At 61.8% G+C, this 19,264-nt stretch carries 14 protein-coding genes; 10 read left to right on the top strand and 4 right to left on the bottom strand.

The features are described 5' to 3' along the window. Nucleotides 1-229: 229 nt before the first annotated feature. The 8 genes from J5J06_14900 (at nucleotide 230) to glgP (ending at nucleotide 10,106) form a co-directional block, all read left to right on the top strand. Nucleotides 230-682: a hypothetical protein gene (locus J5J06_14900; protein MCO6438380.1), complete on the top strand. Its 453-nt coding sequence runs from the start codon at nucleotides 230-232 to the stop codon at nucleotides 680-682. Between the two features lie 156 nt (nucleotides 683-838). Next, nucleotides 839-1,915 (top strand): trypsin-like peptidase domain-containing protein, encoded by a 1,077-nt coding sequence (locus J5J06_14895; GenBank protein MCO6438379.1) that lies wholly within the window; start codon nucleotides 839-841, stop codon nucleotides 1,913-1,915. Between the two features lie 21 nt (nucleotides 1,916-1,936). Beyond that, on the top strand, nucleotides 1,937-2,248 hold the full coding sequence (locus tag J5J06_14890; protein ID MCO6438378.1) for a hypothetical protein: 312 nt from the start codon (nucleotides 1,937-1,939) through the stop codon (nucleotides 2,246-2,248). Next, a complete protein-coding gene (locus J5J06_14885) occupies nucleotides 2,245-2,481 on the top strand; it encodes a hypothetical protein (protein MCO6438377.1) in 237 nt (78 codons plus the stop codon). Before J5J06_14890 ends, J5J06_14885 begins: the two co-directional genes overlap by 4 nt. Before the next feature lie 44 nt (nucleotides 2,482-2,525). Next, nucleotides 2,526-3,497, top strand: a complete 972-nt coding sequence (locus tag J5J06_14880) for a PP2C family protein-serine/threonine phosphatase (GenBank protein MCO6438376.1) — start codon at nucleotides 2,526-2,528, stop codon at nucleotides 3,495-3,497. Between the two features lie 34 nt (nucleotides 3,498-3,531). After that, on the top strand, nucleotides 3,532-4,809 hold the full coding sequence (locus tag J5J06_14875; protein MCO6438375.1) for an efflux RND transporter periplasmic adaptor subunit: 1,278 nt from the start codon (nucleotides 3,532-3,534) through the stop codon (nucleotides 4,807-4,809). Nucleotides 4,810-4,878: 69 nt separating this feature from the next. Then, nucleotides 4,879-8,340: an efflux RND transporter permease subunit gene (locus J5J06_14870; protein MCO6438374.1), complete on the top strand. Its 3,462-nt coding sequence runs from the start codon at nucleotides 4,879-4,881 to the stop codon at nucleotides 8,338-8,340. Further along, a complete protein-coding gene (gene glgP / locus J5J06_14865; protein MCO6438373.1) occupies nucleotides 8,337-10,106 on the top strand; it encodes an alpha-glucan family phosphorylase in 1,770 nt (589 codons plus the stop codon). The genes J5J06_14870 and glgP overlap by 4 nt, the downstream gene beginning before the upstream one ends. Nucleotides 10,107-10,707: 601 nt before the next feature. On the opposite strand, the gene J5J06_14860 is transcribed toward glgP, so the two are convergent. The 4 genes from J5J06_14860 to J5J06_14845 all read right to left on the bottom strand — a co-directional run bounded on the left by J5J06_14860 (nucleotide 10,708) and on the right by J5J06_14845 (nucleotide 15,989). Beyond that, nucleotides 10,708-10,881, bottom strand: coding sequence for a hypothetical protein (locus tag J5J06_14860; GenBank protein MCO6438372.1), 174 nt, complete (start codon nucleotides 10,879-10,881; stop codon nucleotides 10,708-10,710). A gap of 36 nt (nucleotides 10,882-10,917) precedes the next feature. After that, nucleotides 10,918-11,175 (bottom strand): hypothetical protein, encoded by a 258-nt coding sequence (locus J5J06_14855; protein ID MCO6438371.1) that lies wholly within the window; start codon nucleotides 11,173-11,175, stop codon nucleotides 10,918-10,920. A gap of 33 nt (nucleotides 11,176-11,208) precedes the next feature. Further along, the gene (locus J5J06_14850; protein MCO6438370.1) at nucleotides 11,209-11,394 is read right to left on the bottom strand and encodes a transposase; all 186 of its coding nucleotides are present in this window, start codon (nucleotides 11,392-11,394) and stop codon (nucleotides 11,209-11,211) included. Nucleotides 11,395-11,864: 470 nt separating this feature from the next. Then, entirely contained in the window at nucleotides 11,865-15,989 is a 4,125-nt protein-coding gene (locus tag J5J06_14845) for an immunoglobulin domain-containing protein (protein ID MCO6438369.1), read from the bottom strand. Nucleotides 15,990-16,277: 288 nt separating this feature from the next. On the opposite strand from J5J06_14845, the gene J5J06_14840 reads away from it, so the two are divergent. Continuing rightward, nucleotides 16,278-16,835, top strand: coding sequence for a sigma-70 family RNA polymerase sigma factor (locus J5J06_14840; protein MCO6438368.1), 558 nt, complete (start codon nucleotides 16,278-16,280; stop codon nucleotides 16,833-16,835). After that, on the top strand, nucleotides 16,832-19,183 hold the full coding sequence (locus J5J06_14835; GenBank protein ID MCO6438367.1) for a serine/threonine protein kinase: 2,352 nt from the start codon (nucleotides 16,832-16,834) through the stop codon (nucleotides 19,181-19,183). Before J5J06_14840 ends, J5J06_14835 begins: the two co-directional genes overlap by 4 nt. The last annotated feature ends 81 nt before the right edge of the window (nucleotides 19,184-19,264 follow it).

Here is a 19,264-nt window from a genome sequence, read left to right as displayed (position 1 = left end):
GCGACGCCCCCCCGCCTCCCGCTGCGCCGCAACTTCTAAGTCCTTTCTGCAAGGCCGCTTAGCAACAAGTCGCGAACGAATCGAGCGCTGGTACAGCCGTTGCCCTCGTTCCATGCAGACAAACGAACCAGGCGTCCCTTGCAGGAGGTCAAGTGGTTCGCGGGAACCACACCGGGGACGCTCAAGACCGGACATCGTGACAGGCGTCACGTCCCTCAAGGAGAAAGCGATGAACGCAATCCGAAGTCGTCCAACTCTTCTGGTCGCGGCCAGCGTACTGTTGGCTGGAATCTTAGGCTGTCCAGGAGTCGTTCCACCGCCCGAGGCGGTGCTGGAAGGCACTTGGGAACTCATTCCGAGCGACGACGTGGATTCGCGATTGACGGGTTCCTTCTTGGCATTTGACTCCAACGGGGACCTCGCACGGGTGACGCTCACGTTCGACGATGAAACCACCGTTCGATTGAACTATCCGCCAGCGTCAACAAGCCTCGACGGTGATCAAGTTCACATTTCCATCACGTTCGTTGGAAACAGCCTGACGTTCGACGGCACGCTGGATTCGGAAACAGAGCCCACGATGGCCACCGGGGAGGTAACCCGAAGACTTATCCTCGGCGACGTCACCATCTCGGAGACACAAGGCGAGGCAACCCTCATCAGGCAGCAGGCGGAGGAATAACCGTGCATCCCGTCCTCGCGGATCACGAGCCGGCAGCGGAGCAGCGGTCGCCAGCATGGCCGGCTGACGAACCAGCGACTCGCGCGCACGAGCTGGAGACAGCTCCTCGGCCAAAAAAGTGAAACCCGGTACGACCGGAAACAAGGAGAACGAAGGATGAACCCCGACTTTGCAAAAAGCTGGCGATGTGTCTGCTTCCTGGCGGTTCTTGTTCTTGTTGCCGGAGGTCAAGCCCAAGTGAAGGCGGAAGAACTTCGCAACACCTTTCGACGAGTGAAATCGTCCGTCGTAGTGGTCAGGACCGCAGAGAACCAGGGTGCGGCCTCGCTTTCGGGCTGGCTGTTGAATTCGACCGGCCTGGGATCCGGAGTCCTTATCTCAGACGACGGCAAGTTACTCACCGCCGCGCACGTCATCCAGACCGCCGACAGCGTGATCGTTGAGTTCATCGATGGTTTGCAGGTTGCAGCTCGCGTCGTTTCCTCGGAACCGAATGCGGATGTCGCGCTCTTGCAGCTCGATTCGGTGCCCGCGGGAGTGGAGCCCGCTCGGCTCGGTGACTCGGATAAGGTCGAGGTGGGCGATGAAGTGTTCGTGGTGGGCGCTCCGTACGGTCTGTCTCACACACTCTCCGTTGGACACATCAGTGGACGTTTCACCCCAGATGCCGGTCTCGGAGTCAGACCTGGATGCGAGTATCTGCAGACCGACGCGGCGATCAATCGCGGCAACTCCGGAGGCCCGATCTTTGACATGAAGGGAGAGGTGATCGGGATCGCGAGCGGAATCTTGAGCCACTCAGGCGGCTTCGAGGGCATAGGGTTCGCGGCTACCGCCACTACGGTGCGCCTGCTTCTCCTCGAACGGAAGCCGTTCTGGTCGGGAATGGAAGGCATCATTGTCCGCGGTGACGTCGCCGCCGCGCTTAATCTGCCCCAGCGGGCCGGCTACTTGGTTCAACGAGTTTCGCAGGAGTCGCCGGCATGGCGGATGGGCATCAGGCCTGGAGCCTTGCGGGCGACCATCAGAGGAACCGAATTGCTAATCGGTGGAGACTGCATTCTCTCCTGTAATGGAATTGAAGTTCGTGACGAGGCGTCGCTTGAGAGCATTTACGAGAGCATCCGCAAGCTTGAACCTGGCCAGACCGTGATCAGCAAGGTGCTTCGCGCGGGTGAGATTGTCGACGTGCGTTCGGTGGTGAGTTCGGACCCCGATCCGCGGATTCCATAGTACGCAACCGAGGAGATTGTGATGTTGCGGATAACGGCGAATGACAGCCCGCGGACCCTCACCTTCCGGCTTGAAGGAAGGCTGGAGGGACCATGTGTGCGAGAACTGGAACAATGCTGGCGCAGCACGTTGGAGAGCCCGAGCCGACCAAGCGTTTGCGTGGATCTCACCGACGTGACGTACATCGACGCTGCGGGCAAGGCTCGGCTGGCGGAGATGCATGCTCAAGGGGCACAGTTCATCGCAGAGGATTGTATGACAAAGGCCGTCGTGGCGGAGATCGCCGGAAACGGACGGACAGACCACTCGGACATGAAAGGAGACCATGCATGAGACTGCAACACTGGAATCGAATTCGTCGGGGCGAAGGGGACGAAATGGACCTCGAGCTCGAGGTCGCTGAAGCCGGGGAGCCTGGAGAGAAAGGTCCCGCGAACGCGGCGCCTCAGGAACGCGGCATGAGGATCACTCTGAATTATCCAGGCAAGACGGGCAACACCGAGTTCGACTGGCTTCAGGCAGAGATGGAACTTCGCGCCCGGAATGCACACTCCCTTTGCGCGTAATGACCACGGCGGTACGAACGTAAGACGGTGCAGGGCGCTCGCGCATGGAAAGGCAGAAAGCGATGATGGATACGTCAGTACAGGAACGGAATGGAAATGGTCGCGTCTGCGGGCTCCGGGCAAGATTTGCGGACTGCTATTTGGATACTACCCAATCGCTTGATGATCGGTTCATCCGAATTTCACCAGAGCTGTTTGTCGCGCTGTCAGACCGCATTCTACAGGTTCATGAGGACCTGCGTCAGGCGCGCAACCAGCTTGCGAGCTATGCCGAAACGCTCGTCTCGATCCAGCGTGCGATGCTCCCCAAGCGTCTTCCCGAGATCCCCGGACTCGATCTGGCCGTGCATTTCGCGGGTGTGGAAGGCGTCGGCGGAGACTTCTATGACGTACGGCCGGTAGGGCACAATCGATGGGCGATTGTCATCGCTGATGCGGTCGGCCACGGCCTGGCAGCGGCGGCAATCCTCGCCTTGGTTCATGCACTCGGTAACGCCGTGGAAGGTCAGACTTCTCCAGGTACGGCCTTAGCCTTGATCAATCAGCCCCTCGTTACTCGTTATCTATCCAATACAGGCCAGTTCGTGACGGCGTTTGTGGGTCTATATGACTCTGAGTCTCAGATGCTCACCTATACATCGGCCGGGCACCCCCCACCGCGATTGGTTCGCGGAAGCGAAGTCATGCGGCTTGATGCTGTCTCCGGGCTTCCACTGGGGATCGAGGAGAAAGCCGAATATGGCGAGGCATCGGTGCAGTTCCTGCCAGGCGATCGACTCGTCCTGTTCACCGACGGTATCACCGAAAGCGCGAACCCCGCCCACGACTTGTTTGGCGATGCGCGCCTCGACGCAGTCCTCTGCAATCCGACAAATACGGCCGCGGAATTGTTGGGCTTCATTGTGCACTCGGTTCGGGAGTTCCGCGAGTGGCGACCGGCTGGCGATGATGAAACGTGCCTCGTCGCAGTTGTGAGGCCCATTGAAGCAACGGTCCAGGCGAAAGTGAGGTCGTGAGATGATGAACGTGAGTTACACGAGAGCTGGGAAGATGGCTGTACAGAATCGTGGTGCCCGCAAGGAGATTGTGCCGGCTGCGGGTGCCCGTCAATCCGCCGGGTCGGCTGCTCGCTCCCGGCGGCGACTCACACTCACCCTCGCGCTGCACATCGGCAGCACGTTGGCCGCGACGGGCTGCAAGCAACCGGCACCGCCGGTGCCGACCGCGCCGCCGGCCGTTAACGTCAGCCTGCCGGTCGAGCGCGAGGTAACCGACTACGCGGAATTCACCGCTCGGGTTGCCGCCGTCGAATCCACCGACGTACGCGCCCGCGTGAGCGGCCAGATCGTGGCAGTGCCGTTTCAGTCAGGGACTCTCGTGCGGCAAGGAGACGTACTGGTGGAGATTGACGTGCGACCGTTCCAGGCGGACCTTGAGACCCGCATCGCCGAAGAAGCGCGTGCCGCGGCGAATCTCAGTCTGGCACAGATTGAATTCGATCGCATCGAAGACATCCCACCGGACTCGCGCACGGTCTTCGAGTACGACACGGCGTCCGCTCGTCTTCAGGAAGCGCGGGCTGCGAAAGCGGCCGCCACGGCCGCCGTCGAACTGGCAGGGCTGAACGTGGAGTGGTGCCGCGTTGTCGCGCCGATCTCGGGACGGATCAGCTACAAGTACGTAACCACCGGCAACGTCGTCACGGGCGGGATCGGCAGCGGTACGCTCCTTACCACCATTGTTTCCGTGGACCCGATGTACGCCAACTTCGACGTCGACGAGCGCACCGTCCAGCGCATGCAGCAATTGATCCGCGAGGGTAAGCTCGAGTCGAACGAAAAAGCGGACATCCCGGTCTGGCTGGGGCTGACGGCTGAGGACGGTTTGCCCCACCACGGTACGGTCAACTTCGTGGACAACCAAGTCAATCCCAAGACTGGCACGCTGCGCGTTCGGGGAGTTTTCCCCAATGCGGACGGCGCGCTTGTCCCGGGCTACTTCGCCCGCGTCCGAGTGCCGGTCTCCGCGCCCCACCAGGCCGTGCTCGTGTCCGACCGCGTGCTCGACACGGACCAGGGACAGAAGATTGTTTACGTCGTAGGGGGGGACAACAAGGTCACCGTTCGACCTGTTCGGGTAGGCGCGCTGCACGACGGCCTGCGCGAGATCGCCGATGGCCTTAAGCCCGGTGAGCGGGTGGTCGTAAGCGGGTTGCAGCAGGTTCGACCGGGCGTCACGGTCGAGCCGACCCTGATGGACATGCCGGGCTCGGTGGCTTGGAAAGCAAACGCAATGACACCTGAGTCGATGTCCGCTTCCAGCCCTTGACCTGAAACACGGACCCCCGCGCCTTGCGCCCAACGTGGCGGAGAGGGCGAGGGGGAGAAGGAGAGTGAAATGCTAGCCCGTTTCTTTATCCAGCGCCCGGTCCTGGCCAGCGTGGTCTCGATCGTCATCGTCCTGCTTGGAACCATCGCGGCGGGATTGTTGCCCGTTGCCGAGTACCCGGACGTCACGCCGCCGATGATCCGCGTCTACGCGAACTACCCCGGGGCCAACGCCCAGGTGGTCGCCGACACGGTTGCCGCGCCGATCGAGCAGCAGGTGAACGGCGTCGAACGGATGATGTACATGTCGTCGCAGAGCAACAACGACGGCTCGTACACCTTGGACGTGACGTTCGAGATCGGCACCGACATCAACATGGCCCAGGTGTTGGTGCAGAACCGGGTCGCCATCGCCCAGCCATCGCTCCCCGAGGTGGTCAAGAACATCGGCGTGACCACCAAAAAGCAGGCGGCGGACATTCTGCTGGCCATCAGCCTGTACTCGGACGACAACCCCGAAACCGGTCTGCCCTACTACGACCAGCTCTACCTGAGTAACTACGCAACCATCCAGCTCAAGGACGCGATCGCCCGCATCGAGGGGGTCGGCGACGCCTTCGTCATGGGCCAGCAGGACTACAGCATGCGTATCTGGCTGGACCCGGACAAGCTGCAGGCGCGAGGCATGACCGTCGGAGACGTGATCCGGGTGCTGCGCGAGCAGAACGTGCAGGTGGCCGCGGGGCGGATCGGCCAGCCGCCGGTTCCTGCGGGCCAGGATTTTCAACTTACGCTCAGTACGCTGGGCCGACTGACCGAGATTGAGCAGTTCGCCGACATCGTCCTTAGGTCGGACTCCAACGGAGAGATCACGTACCTGCGGGACGTGGGCCGGGCCGAACTGGGCGCGCGGAGCGAGGACCTGATTGCGCGGCTGGACCGCCGAGCGTCGTCGGGCCTGGCCATTTACCTGCTGCCCGGCGCGAACGCGCTCGACACCGCCGACCAGATCAAGGCGGCGATGCGGGAACTGGAAACGCGATTCCCCGCCGGACTGCGTTACGCCATTGTCTATGACACGACGCCCTTCGTCCGCGAGTCGGTCAACCAGGTGTTCCACACGCTCATCGAGGCCATCATCCTTGTGACCGTGGTCGTGCTGGTTTTCCTCCAGGATTGGAGATCTGTGCTGTTGCCGATGATCGGCGTGATCGTCTCGCTGGTCGGTACGTTCGCCGTTATGAGCGTGATGGGCTTCACGCTGAACAACCTGACTTTGTTCGGGCTGGTGCTGGCGATCGGCATCGTGGTCGACGACGCCATCGTCGTCCTCGAGAACATCGAACGGCACCTCGATATGGGCAAGCCCGTACGCGAGGCCACGATCGACGCGATGAAGGAGATCAGCGGGCCGATCCTGGCCATCACGTTGGTTCTTAGCTCGGTGCTCCTGCCCAGCGCATTCCTCAGCGGGCTGGTGGGCCAGTTCTTCCGTCAATTCGCTGTCACGATTTCGGTGTCGATGATCATCTCGGCCGTGAACGCGATGACCATGACGCCGGCGCTGGCTGTGTTGTTCTTCCGCAACCGCAAACCGGGCCACCACGGGGACGAAGGCAAGGAAGCACTGCCGTGGTGGAGCTTCGCCCTGTTCGGCGGACTGGCGTCGATGTGGCTGCTCGCGCCAGTCCTCGGCCCGTGGTTTGGGTTGTCGACCGGCGAGCACGCCGTCGAGGCGACGCCTGGTGGCTTTGGTGCAAGTTTGCGGTCCTTGGGCGTGCACCTGCTTCTCTTCCTCCCTGGCGCCATCGCCGGTGGCGGGCTTGGTCGAATTGTGATCCACGCTGTGAACTGGGTACTGGGTCGTGGCTTCCGCGGCTTTAATTGGCTGTTCGAGCGTGCGACGCAGGTCTACGGAGCGACCGTTGGCTGGTGTCTCCGCCTCAGCGCCGTCGCGCTCCTGCTCTACGTCGGGATGGTCGGCCTGACGGGCTTTGGTTTTGGTCGCATCCCCACCGGCTTCATCCCCATGCAGGACAAGGGTTACCTGGTGACGAACATCGTGTTACCTGACTCGGCCTCGCTGGAGCGCACACTGGCGGCGACGGACGCAGTTGAGCGGATCGCCCTTGAAACGGCAGGCGTCGCGCACACGCTTGCACTACCCGGGATGTCCTACGTCCTGAACGCCAACAGCTCCAATTACAGCAATGTATTCGTCATTCTCAAGCCGTTTGAGGAGCGCCTGGGTCACGAGCTTGGAGCGGAGTCCGTCGCGGCCCGGATTCGAGAGCGTTTGATGCGGGAAGTGCCGGAGGCGCAGGTGGTGGTCTTCGGGGCACCGCCGATCTCGGGTCTCGGGAGATCCGCCGGCTTCAAGTTGATGGTGGAGGGCATCGGCGACGTGGATTTCAGCGAGCTTCAGGCCCGCACCGATGACTTGGCCGCAAAAGGCAACGAGCAGCCGGGACTCGCCGGGCTGTTCAACGGCTTCCGCGCCCGCACGCCCCAGCTCTACGTGGACATCGACCGCGAGAGGGTCAAGTCGATGGGCGTGCCGCTCACCGAGGTGTTCGACGCCCTTCAGGCCTACCTGGGCAGCTACTACGTCAACGACTTCAACCGCTTTGGCCGTACCTGGCAAGTCAACGTGCAGGCCGACGCGCCCTTCCGCACCGACGCGGACGCGATTCGGCAATTCAAGGTTCGAAATACCGACGGCGAGATGGTGCCTCTCGGCGCGCTGGCGGAGGTGCACGATTCCACTGGTCCGGTCCAAGTGACGCGATACAACATGTTCCCGGCCGCGTCGATCACCGGGACCCCGCTGCCGGGGACCAGCATGGGCGACGCGCTGGCGACAATGGAGCGACTCAGCCGCAACCTGCCGCACAACATGGCCACGGAGTGGACCGAAGTGAGCTATCTTCAGAAGGAGGCGAGCAAGCTCGAGCAGTTCCGCGACCTGCAAAAGAACCCGTTCAGCGCGTTCGCGCTGGGTGTCATGCTCGTCTACTTCGTGCTGGCCGGTCTGTACGAGGGGTGGTCGCTGCCGTGGGCGGTAATCCTCGTCGTGCCCATGTGCCTGCTGAGCGCCCTGGCAGGCCTGTTCCTCGCCGGCATGGACGTCAACATCTTCGTGCAGGTGGGCTTCGTGGTGCTCGTCGGCCTGGCGGCTAAGAACGCGATCCTGATCGTCGAGTTTGCCCGCGACCGCCAGGTCCAGGGCGCCAGCCGTTTCGACGCGTCCACCGAGGCCGCCCGTGTACGACTGCGGCCTATCCTAATGACCAGCTTCGCTTTTATCCTTGGCGTGTTACCGCTGGTGGTCGCACACGGCGCAGGCGCCGAGATGCGGCGGACGCTGGGCATGGCGGTGTTTGCCGGCATGATCGGCGTCACCCTGTTCGGCATCTTCCTGACGCCGGTCTTCTATTACGTCATCCGCAGCCTCGTTGAGAGGGTACATCGACCCGGTGAACAGCTTCAGTTAAAGGGTGCAGCACACGCATCGACAGGAGCACACTCATGAACGAGCGGCCTATGATCGCATACTTCTCAATGGAAATCGGGGTCGAATCGACGATGCCGACCTATAGCGGTGGCTTGGGAGTGTTGGCTGGGGACTCCATTCGCTCGGCGGCGGATCTCGGCCTACCCCTGGTTGCCGTCACTCTGCTGCACCGAAAGGGCTACTTCCGCCAGAGGCTCGACGCCAGCGGTTGGCAGACCGAAGAGCCGGACACATGGACGATCGACAAGTATCTTCGGGAGATGCCGTCGAGGGCGTCGGTCAGCATCGAGGGAAGGACGGTTCTATTACGCGCTTGGAGATACGAGGTGACGGGCACGGGCGGCCATGCCGTCCCGGTATACTTCCTGGATGCGGACCTGCCGGAAAACACCCCGTGGGATAGAACGCTGACGGACTCGCTCTATGGTGGTGATCCGCATTACCGCCTCTGCCAGGAGGTCATCCTTGGCATGGGCGGGGTGCGCATGCTGCGGGCGCTGGGACATCAGCAGCTCAGTCGCTTTCACTTGAACGAAGGGCATGCCGCCCTGCTCACTCTGGAATTGCTGGACGAAGCAGCGACTCATGCCGGGCGGCGATCGATCAGTCGCGAGGATATCGAGTCTGTCCGGGAGAAGTGCGTCTTCACCACGCACACGCCCGTTTCGGCCGGACACGACCAGTTCCCGCTCGAATTGGTGGTTCAGATCCTGGGCCAACGAGACGACTTCGTTGACCTCAGGGACATCTTCAGCGCAGACCTCGTCAGCCGCATTCTTCAGCACCCCGAGCACTTCCCCGATCCGGAAGCCGTTCGCCACAGCGGCAGGTTCCTGAACATGACCTACCTCGCCCTCAACCTGAGCCGCTACGTAAACGGCGTGGCCAAACGTCACGCCGACGTCTCCCGACACATGTTTGCCGGCTACGAAATCGACGCGATCACCAACGGCGTTCACGCGGCAACTTGGACCGCGGAGCCTCTGCAGGAGCTCTACGATCGCTATGTCTCGGGGTGGAGGGCCGACAACTTCAGCCTCCGATTTACCCTGAGCATTCCCAAGCACGAGCTGTGGCGGGCGCATGAGCAGGCGAAGAGTCTGTTGATCGACCGAGTCAATCGCGTGACTGGCGCCGACATGAGCGTGGATCACTTCACGCTCGGGTTCGCCCGGCGTGCGACAGCCTACAAACGACCGGACTTGCTTTTGACTGACGTGGAGCGGCTCAAGCGGATCGCCTCCCAGACTGGTCCCATTCAAGTGATCTACGCGGGTAAAGCACATCCGCGCGACCAGGGTGGCAAAGAACTCATCCACCGCCTCGTGCAGGCGAGGGAGGCACTGGGAGATGCGGTGAAGATCGCCTACCTCGAGAACTATGACATTGAACTTGGCCGGATGATGACCTCCGGCGTGGACGTCTGGCTCAATACACCCCAGCCGCCACTGGAAGCTTCCGGGACCAGCGGGATGAAAGCCGCCCTGAACGGAGTCCCCAGCCTAAGCGTCCTGGACGGATGGTGGATCGAAGGCCACATCGAGGGCGTCACCGGTTGGTCTATCGGGCACCGGGGAAGCTATGCAGGCTCGAAGGACGAAGGCAACCGTTCCGAGCACGCATCGTCACTTTACGAGAAGCTGGAATTGGTGATCCTTCCTCTGTATTACCGAGACCGCGACCGGTTTCTGGACGTGATGCACCACGCCATCGCCCTGAACGGATCGTTCTTCAACACGCAGCGGATGATGCAGCAATATGCGCTGAAAGCTTACGCCCCTTGAACCCGAAATCTGAGGAGACGAGTGTTGACCCCAGTTGTCAACATCGCGCTAGACGGAATCAAAGCAGGGCAACCTGCCACCGTATCGCGAATGCAACCCAGATGGACATCGAAGTCCTGGCATACATGGCGGGCAATGCGGATGCCCACCAGCTTGAGCCGAAAGCCAGACCAGGTTGCAGGGATCTTGCACGCACGCGTAAGGAGATCTCGGCGATGCTCGCTTTACGAGAACGATCGCGGGGTGCTTTGAACGGCCCTGCGTAACAACGGAGGTGGATGCCCTTGAGGGCTATTTGAACGAACAGGAAACCACATACGCCGGGAAGTCATTTAACAAGTTTACCGCCGCTCTCCAACCGCTTCTTTTATTTCACTTTCGCACCAGGACCCCCAGCGTCCGACGTCGAGCAAGTGACCAAAGAAGTGGAGATGGTTACTCTTGGAAATGGGTTCCACCCGATTCAAGAGGTTCGAGTTCAGCCGGGTGGTGCACGCTCGGAAAGCGGGAAAACGAGTAGAGCCTATCCCAAGACCTCTTTGAGCAGCAGCGTGGTGCAGCCCAGGTGAAGAAAGCCGCTGAACAGGTTCGTCGACTTCTCTCAGCGAATGCACAGCCGGCGGAAGTTCTGCAGCCAGGAAATGGCCCGCTCAACCTTCCAGCGCCAGTCGTGGCTGCGCAGCGGTCGGCCGTCCTGCGTGTAGTTCTCGATCTTGCGGTTCGAACGGTGCGGGGCAATCATCTCGATGCCCTGCTCGGCCAGCTCCTCGTCCAGCTGATCGCTGTCGTACGCCTTGTCGCCGACTACGCGCTACGGCGATTCCTCAGTGATCATGAAGTCGAGCAGACGCTGTACCAATCGCCTCTCGGGTCGTTGGGCCGACATCGTGTCGATCGACACCGGCAATCCGCGTGCGTCCACCAAAACCATGATTTTCACGCCTTTTCCGGCCTTCGTGCAGCCGATGCCGTCGCCGCCGCCTCGAGCCTTGGCGGACGATCCCTCGACGAAGCATCCGTACAGGCGATACCCGCCACGCTCCTCGATGCACCGCCCGGCGGGACGCATGATCCGCTCGAACACGCCGTCGCGGGCCCAGGTCTAAAACCAGCGGTGGACCGTGCTCTCGCTGCCGAAGCGACGCGGTATGTCCTTCCACTTCGCGCCGTTGTCGAGGATCCAGAAGATGCATCGAATGACCTTGCGTTTTGTGCACCGGCGACTGACCGCCCAAGGGGCTCTTGGGCGGATCAGGAATTCGTTCGGCCAGCCAGTCCACTTGCTCATCCGTGAGTGTCAGCTTCATGCTGACTTATACAACTATCGATGCTCACTGGTTTTGGGATAGGCTCTACACAATAGGTACACGCAGAAAACAATGTTCGATGGTTTCATTGAGTAGCAACGGGCCGCGAGTGGACAGGTTGACTTTTCGCGCAACTCTCGGCAAATCGGCATTTCTTAATTAAGGAACAAGATTCTCCCGAGTCCTCATGATCGAATTCGGTTTCCCGGCCCGGCGAGCGAAGGCGGCATTCCGGCGGGGCTCGGGGCGCCCGTCAACGTGTACCAGGTGGCTACCCGAGAGAACACTTCGAAACGGCTGACCGGGATGGGAATAACCGGGCAGGACGATATTGACTCAAGAGGCGCTGAAGGCTGTGGCAGGGGCAGGGTCGCCGGCATCCGCCAAACCTCAATGTATGTCCTCGATGAAGATCCGGGTAAACATTTTGCCGCGCCGTCGAGCCACCACGTCAGCCGCCGAAGTTCGCCTGCAACCGTGCAAAGTCCAGCAGGTCGGCCACCGCGTCCAGATTCAGATCAAAGCACGCGCAGCCTTCAGGGGCCGCGCCGACGGGGCCACCAAGGCACGGGATGAACGCCTCAACATCCGCCAGATCGACAGCAGCGTCGCCATTGCAATCGCCGGGGCGCCGGAGGGTCAGGCCGGCCACTTCGCTCGTTGCGGAGCCGCAGCGATTCATCACCTCGACCCTGTAATCCCCGGCATTTCTGGCGGCCGCGGAGTTGATCGTTAGCATCGGTGTCGATGTGCCGGAGAGCATAGAGCCGTCCGGCCCGGCTCCGTCGGCGAGGGGCACGCCACCGTGCGACCACTGGTAGGAAAGCTCCGGAGCGCCCGCGGCGAACGCCTCAAACATTACCGTTTCGCCGATTTGCGCTTCGATACTCTCCGGCTGGCGGTCGAAGAATACTTGGTCGAGGTAGCGATATTCCCAGGTCTGTACGGGCACGGGCAGGGTCTGCTCGCCATAGTCATTGCCGATGAGAACCGTGGCGCGGCGGCGGGAGTCGAACACCATGGCCGTCGGGGGGAAGGCGCCGCCGGGAAGCATCTGGTGAAATTCGGGCAGGATCTGGGTCCAGCCCGAGCCAGTCAGTGCGTATGTGTCTGAGTGCCAACTGCTCGGCGAGCCGATCTCACGCCCGCTGCCGAATAGGGTCACGCGGCGGCGCACCGCGTCGTAGGTCATCGCGGGATAGTGCCGTAACGGCGCGTCCCCGTCCAAGGAGTTCCATGCTCCACCTGAGAATACCCACGAGAATGCCTCGTTGGTGCCAAGATTGTAGTACTGCCCCACGCAGATCTCCCGACTAGCATCGTAGGCGATTGGGGATACGAAGTAGCTCGGTCCGATTCCCGTGTAAACGTTGGCCCACGTCGCTGTTGCGCTGTCGAACTCCCAGGTCTTGTTCGTCGGGGGGTCGGGGTGATAACCGTCCTCGTAGATCACGATCATCTTGCCGCGTGCAGAGTCGAAGGCAGCGTCGCCCTGCTTCCAGTAATCGGATCCCGTCGGCGGTCCACCCGGCGACGTGGTCACGAGCGTCCAATCGCTGCCGTCGTACTCCCAAACCTCGCTGTTGCCAAATACCGGAGACGGTGACCATCCACCGAAGAGCAGGATCTTGTTTCGAACGGTGTCGAAGACCATCTGGTGCTGCTCCCGCTTCCCGGGATAGTGCGGCGGGAACCGCTGCGTCCATTCCACGCCGTCCCATTCCCAGGTGTCGTCGAGGTCGTCGCTGGTCCCGTTGGGCTTGGCCCCAAAGCCGCCGTAGAGGACAGAAACGCCGCGTACAGGGTCGAAGGCCATGTCAGTGTGAAGCTGGTGGCGCCACAGCGGCCCGGTAGACGTCACATGGACCCAAGTCGGGGTCGGCAAGGTGATGTTGACGACATTGGTCGTGCGAAGCTGACATTCATCCGACACCGCGCACCAGTAAATGCCCTCATCTTCGTAGCGCACACCGTCGAGCGTGAGCGTGGGTGTGTGCGCCCCGTGGATGTGGCCCGCGTCGTCGAGAAACTCCCCGCCCTTGAGCCACTGATACGAAATCATGCCCACGCCTCGGGCCGCAACGCGCAGGGCGACGTCGTCGCAGGGCTGGGGCGTTTGGCTGACCGGCAGTTCGTCGAAGGTCACGCCGACCTGCACGCGCACGGTCTGGCTCACCGCCTCGCCGCAGCCGTTACTGACCACAACGTGGTAGTCACCGCTGTGGAAGTTGTTCGCGAGGCTCACCTCATACGTGGACTCGGTCTCGCCGGGCAACGGATTACCGTCCTTGTACCATTGGATGTGCCGCGGTGACCCGCCACTCGGCGTGACCGATAGCGTGAAGGGCGAACCCGGGCAAATCGAGGCGCCAACCGGCTGAGCGTTGATCGTCGGTGGTGCCGTCGCGACTTCGAATGGCAGCAGGTTCACGTTGTAGAACAGGCCGCCGGAGGCCTGCACCTTGACCCGGGCCAGTGACGTCGGCACGAACGGAATTGGAACGAGCGCCGCTCCGGCATTGGGAAAGTCCGCGGCAAGGTTCCACGGAAAGTCTTGCCCGTTATCCGTGGACATGAGGATGTCGACGGTCTCAGCGCTGATCGGCGCTTCATTGGTTCCTGCGACCCGCCATTCAACAACCATGAGGTTCCCGCCGCAGCGTCGTTCTGTGGCACCGCCGAGCGGCCTGAGCACGCTGAAGCCCAGCGGAACTTCCACGAACTCGACCTGAATATCTCCTATCCCCCAGCCCCCGCCGCCGGCGACATTGTCGCGGAGCACGCCCTTAAACACGGACGACCGGCTGAATCTCGGGAGATTCTCGCCAAGTGAAGGCGTGCCGTTGACCACACTATCGTAATCGGGGAACCACCGTTCTCCGGGCCCCGGCGGAAATACACGGAACAGCGGCTCATGGTTGCCGCTATCGATGGAAAGGGGGAGTTGGATGCCTAGGTCTGCCTGCTCGATCGAGGTGGACACACCCTCCCCGGGTTCAGGAAACGCCGCATTGGGTCCGACGAGGCGAAAGGGCGTATTGGTTGGGATGTAGTAGGGGCCTTGCACCGCCGGTGTTGCACCAGGGTGGCTGTTGCCGGTATGAACGCGCGATCCGCAGTCCAACGCAGCGCCAACAACCACAGGCGCCATCTGCAACCAGCTGGCGACCGAGTACATCGCGTCCTTAAGACCTCCCGTGGGATTGGCAGGGTCCGGCAATACGATGTCGTCTGTGCCGCAAGTACCTCCATAGGACATGATGGTGCTGCCGGATCCGGGTTCGTAGGCGGTCGCCGGGGCGAACTGGCCGGGGAGCCCGCAGCTTCCGCCGCGCCCGTTGAAGGTATGCGTAGCACCTAACTGATGGCCCACCTCGTGAGCGACCAGATCGACCACGAATATGTCGTTGGCGAAGTTGGTTGTGGGGTCAATGGCCGTGCTTACCGCGGAGATGGCCCGTGCCTTGTTATCTTCATCGCACACGCCGGCGACGGATGCCAGCCCGGAATACCCATTCGCCTGCCAATGGAAGACATGTCCCAGGCCATAGTTGTCCGTGCCGATAACAGAGTCGAGATTGGACTGGTTCTCAGCCATCATTTGCAACCAATCGGGCTGGCCGTCCCCGTCGAAGTCGGTCTGTATCCCGACGTAGGGATCGGTGTTGGGGTCCAGGTAGACGATCTGACTGTTGTTGTTGACAAGATTGAGGCGGACCGGGCCGTCGCGTTCGAGGATTTGATTCAAGCGGTTGACGGTGTTGTTGATCACGCTCATCGTGAGCGCGACGCTGGGCGTCTGGGGCGGGTTCATCTGCGCTGCAATGTTCGTACTAAACTCGCCGGTTGCCGCGACCGCGATCGAAAACTCATTGCGAACCACTTCGAAGCCCCCCTGCTGGGCCAACACGCCGTCGAAATGAGGAAGTTCGGCTGGCTGCGGCGTCGAACAATCGGCCCCAACCGAAGCGCCTGCGACCGCGGCGGCCGCCCCGCGCCAATACGAAAGGTACCGCGTCGCATCCTCGCCACCCTCGAGCGCGCTGATGTACCAGGCACTCTGCGCGGAAGCTCCGAGGTAGGCCGGGCCAAGAACCTGAGCGCGAAACCCGAGCAAACTCACGTCGAACCGCACGGTCGCCGCCGGATCGTCCAGCCCCTGCCCCAAGTACGACCGAATCTCCGGGAACTCGGCCTGCAACTGCGGTTGCATGACCGATGACTCGACAAAGGCAAATCGCTCGAACACGCCGTCCGGGCGCGGAAGCCGGATGATCGTCGACGACTCCCGCACTGGAAACGCGCCCTCTTGCGGTGCGGTGGCAAGGAGCGATCGCAAGAGTCCTTGGTCCAATTGTGCTAGAGCGGCCTCCCCTGATGGCAAGGCTGGCGCCCTTGCGCCCACAACCTTGGAATCGACGTCCAGCTTGATCCAGGGAGCCGGGGCTCTCGCTTCATGGCTGCGGGCGGGCTCCACCGCTGCACCATCGAACGGCGAGAGAGTAAGGGCCAACGTCGCGTTCACCACTAGGAAACGACGCGCGGCAACGGCAGCGGTTCCGACTCGGTTCAGCATGATGTTCGTCCTATAGGACTTTTCAGATTGCCCTACGCAGCCATTGCGGGCCACGTCAACCGACAGCATCGTCCACCCAACGAGTCGACGACCGCTCCTTCTCCGATCAACGACCCGCGCTCGGCTCGTTCGAACCCCGCCAGCAACGTCGCTATAATCGGAATCGGCAGGCCAGCCGGGGGGAACTCTCGCTCCATCCCGGCGGCCTATTCAATCCGTATAGAGCGGCTCGTTTGCGACAAAGAAAATCGGGAAATGGATCAGGACGCCCCCAAAGCGGTACCGCAGATGCTCAGGAGCTTGTCTCAAGGGGCGAGACAGGCGGCTGACGATCTCTTACCGCTGGTTTACGACGAGTTGCGCCGATTGGCGCAGGCGCGCTTGGCGAAGACGCCGCCGGGCCAGACCCTCCAGCCAACGGCCCTCGTGCACGAGGCTTACCTGAAGCTGGTGGGCAGTGAGGACCCCGGCTGGGAGGGGCGGGCACACTTTTTCGGGGCAGCTGCCCGGGCCATGCGCGACATTCTGGTGGATCAAGCCCGCCGAAAGGCGAGCGTCAAGCGCGGCGGAGGCCGGCGGCGCGTGGACGCCGCGCAAGCGACACCGTCGATTGAGCCTCCAAGCGACGATCTCCTGTCTCTCGACGAGGCATTGCGGCGGCTTGAGAAGGAGGACTCGCGCAAGGGTGAGATTGTCATGCTGCGATACTTCGCCGGTTTGAGTCGTGACGAAACGGCAGCTGCGTTGGGGGTGAGCCCCCGCACGGTGGACCGCGAGTGGCGGTACAGCATCGCCTGGCTGCACATGGAGCTGAGCGATAACTCGCCCAGGAGGGACGACGGATGATGAGCGGGGACCGCCGGAAACAGGTGGAGGAGTTGTTTCAGGCGGCTGCGGACGTTCCGCTGTCGGAACGGAAGGGGTTCCTCGATCGTGCATGCCTGGATGAGCCTGTCGTGCGCACCGAAGTGGAGCGCTTGCTTGCCCACTTGGAAGCCGCTGAGGGCGAGTTCTTGGCGACGCCGATCGCGCCGAGAACGGAACCACGTCATTTGCCGCGGTCCAAGCCCGCAAGCATCGGGCGATATCGCATTGTGCGCATGATCGGTGAGGGTGGAATGGGCGCGGTGTTCGAGGCGGAACAGGACCATCCGCGCCGGCGCGTCGCGCTCAAAGTGATTCGCCTCTCAGTGGGCGGTCCTTCGGCTGTGTGCCGATTTGAACGAGAGGTGGAGATCCTCGGACGACTCAGGCATCCCGGGATCGCTCAAATCTTCGAAGCCGGCACATACGACGACGGTGCTGGAAGCACGCCATATTATGTCATGGAGTACATCCACGGCCGCCCGCTGACCGAGTTCGTGAAGGAGCGTGGTTTGCCTGTTCGCGAGCGACTGGCCCTGATGGCCGACATCTGCGATGCGGTTCAGCACGCACACGAACGGGGCGTGGTGCACCGCGATCTGAAACCGGCCAACATCCTGATTGAGGGGGTCGGAGGCGCGCCGCGTCCCAAAGTTCTCGATTTCGGCGTGGCTCGTGCCCTTTGCGCAGACGTCGAAGCGATGACTGTGCACACCGACACCGGACAGTTGCTTGGAACGCTTTCATACATGAGCCCGGAGCAGATTGGCGGCCCACAGGAGGAGATGGACGCCCGTTCCGACGTGTACACGCTCGGCGTGATCCTCTACGAGATGCTCGCGGAGCGATTCCCATACGACTTGCGGGACCAGCCGCTGGCAGTTGTAAGTTCGCTGATCCGCGAGCAGGAGCCTACTCGTCTGAGCTCTGTCAATACGTCGTTTCGCGGTGACCTCGAGACGATTGTCAGCAAAGCCTTGGCCAAGGAGCGTGAACGACGGTATCCGTCTGCCGCCGAGCTTGCTGCCGACATTCGTCGGTTTCTCGCAGACGAACCCATCACTGCGCGACCGGCGACGCACGCTTACCAATTGAAAAAATTCGCCAAGCGAAACAAGGGACTTGTCAGCGGTGTAGTTGCGGCCTTTGCAGTGCTATTGATCGCGGTTGTAGGTGTCAGCCTAGCGCTGTTTCGGGCAACCCGAGCTGAGAAAGCCGCATTGCGATCCGCAGCCAAAGCTACTGCCGTCAGCCAGTTTCTACAGGAGATGCTCGACGGCGTTAACCCCGAAGCGGTCAAGCCCGACGCTCTTACTGTTCGCGAAGTGCTGGACCACGCCGCGAGCCGCCTACAGAGCGAACTCGCCGATCAACCCGAAATCGCCGCTTCCTTGCATCGCACGCTGGGCAAACATTACAGCGCGTTGGGACATTACACAGAAGCCGACCGACAGTTCAGCAAGGCGGTTGAGCTCCGGAGGGCGCTCGTGATGGGTGATGACCCTGAACTGGCCGACGCATTGGCCGGGCTCGCCGCAAACTTGCAGGACAAGCGAGAGCTCGTCGATGCCGAGGCGCCAATGCGCGAAGCCCTTGACATGCGTCGGCGGCTGTTCGGCGACACCAGTCCCGAAGTTGCCGGGAGCCTCAACGGATTAGCTTCGATCCTTCTCGAACAAGGCCGCGCGCAGGATGCTGAGCCGCTTGCCCAGGAATCCCTTGAAATCGCCCACAGACTCGAACTCTCAGAACTGACCGCGATCGCTACGAGTACGCTTGGCGGATGTCTATTGGAACTGAAAAGGTTGGACGAGGCCGAAGTCGCTTTGCGCGAGGCCGTGGCCCTTGTTCGTCAATTACCGGGCGATAATGAGCTAGCACTCGCCGGCCGCCTGACGTTTCTTTCCGGCCTCCTACGTTCCCAAGGCAAAGATGCTGAGGAGGAAGCTGCCTTGAGGGAAGCAATCGGCATCCGATCACGCCGACTCACCGCTGACCATCCCGCCTTGGCCTGGAATCTCTTTCGGTTGGCCCAGGTTTGCCACAAAACTGGTAACCTCCCCGAGGCAGAAGCCGCCGGTCACAAGGCGCTCACAATCTTCATGGCAGGGCGCGGTCCGATGCACAGTGACGTCGCCGATTGCCAGGAGCTCTTGGCTCGGATTTACGATGATCAAGGCCGGTTGGGGGAAGCAGAGACGTTGTGGAACGAATGTCTTCAAACACGGCGCGGGCTGCTTCCGCCCGGGCACCCGGATATTGCGCTTGCCGATGACGCACTGGCCCGGAACCGCGCCGCCCAGACCGTCATGGTCAAGACGCCCGAGTAATCGCCCCGCGGCAGTCGCTGATTTTTGACTCTCGTTCTCACCGGCCAACCACTTGTCAGTGCGGTTCTCAGCCGCAAAAAC

This window comes from Phycisphaerae bacterium, assembly GCA_024102815.1.
Lineage (GTDB): Bacteria > Planctomycetota > Phycisphaerae > UBA1845 > UBA1845 > JAGFJJ01.
Note: the sequence above shows the minus strand (reverse complement) of the source record. Positions and strands in the feature narration are given on the sequence as shown.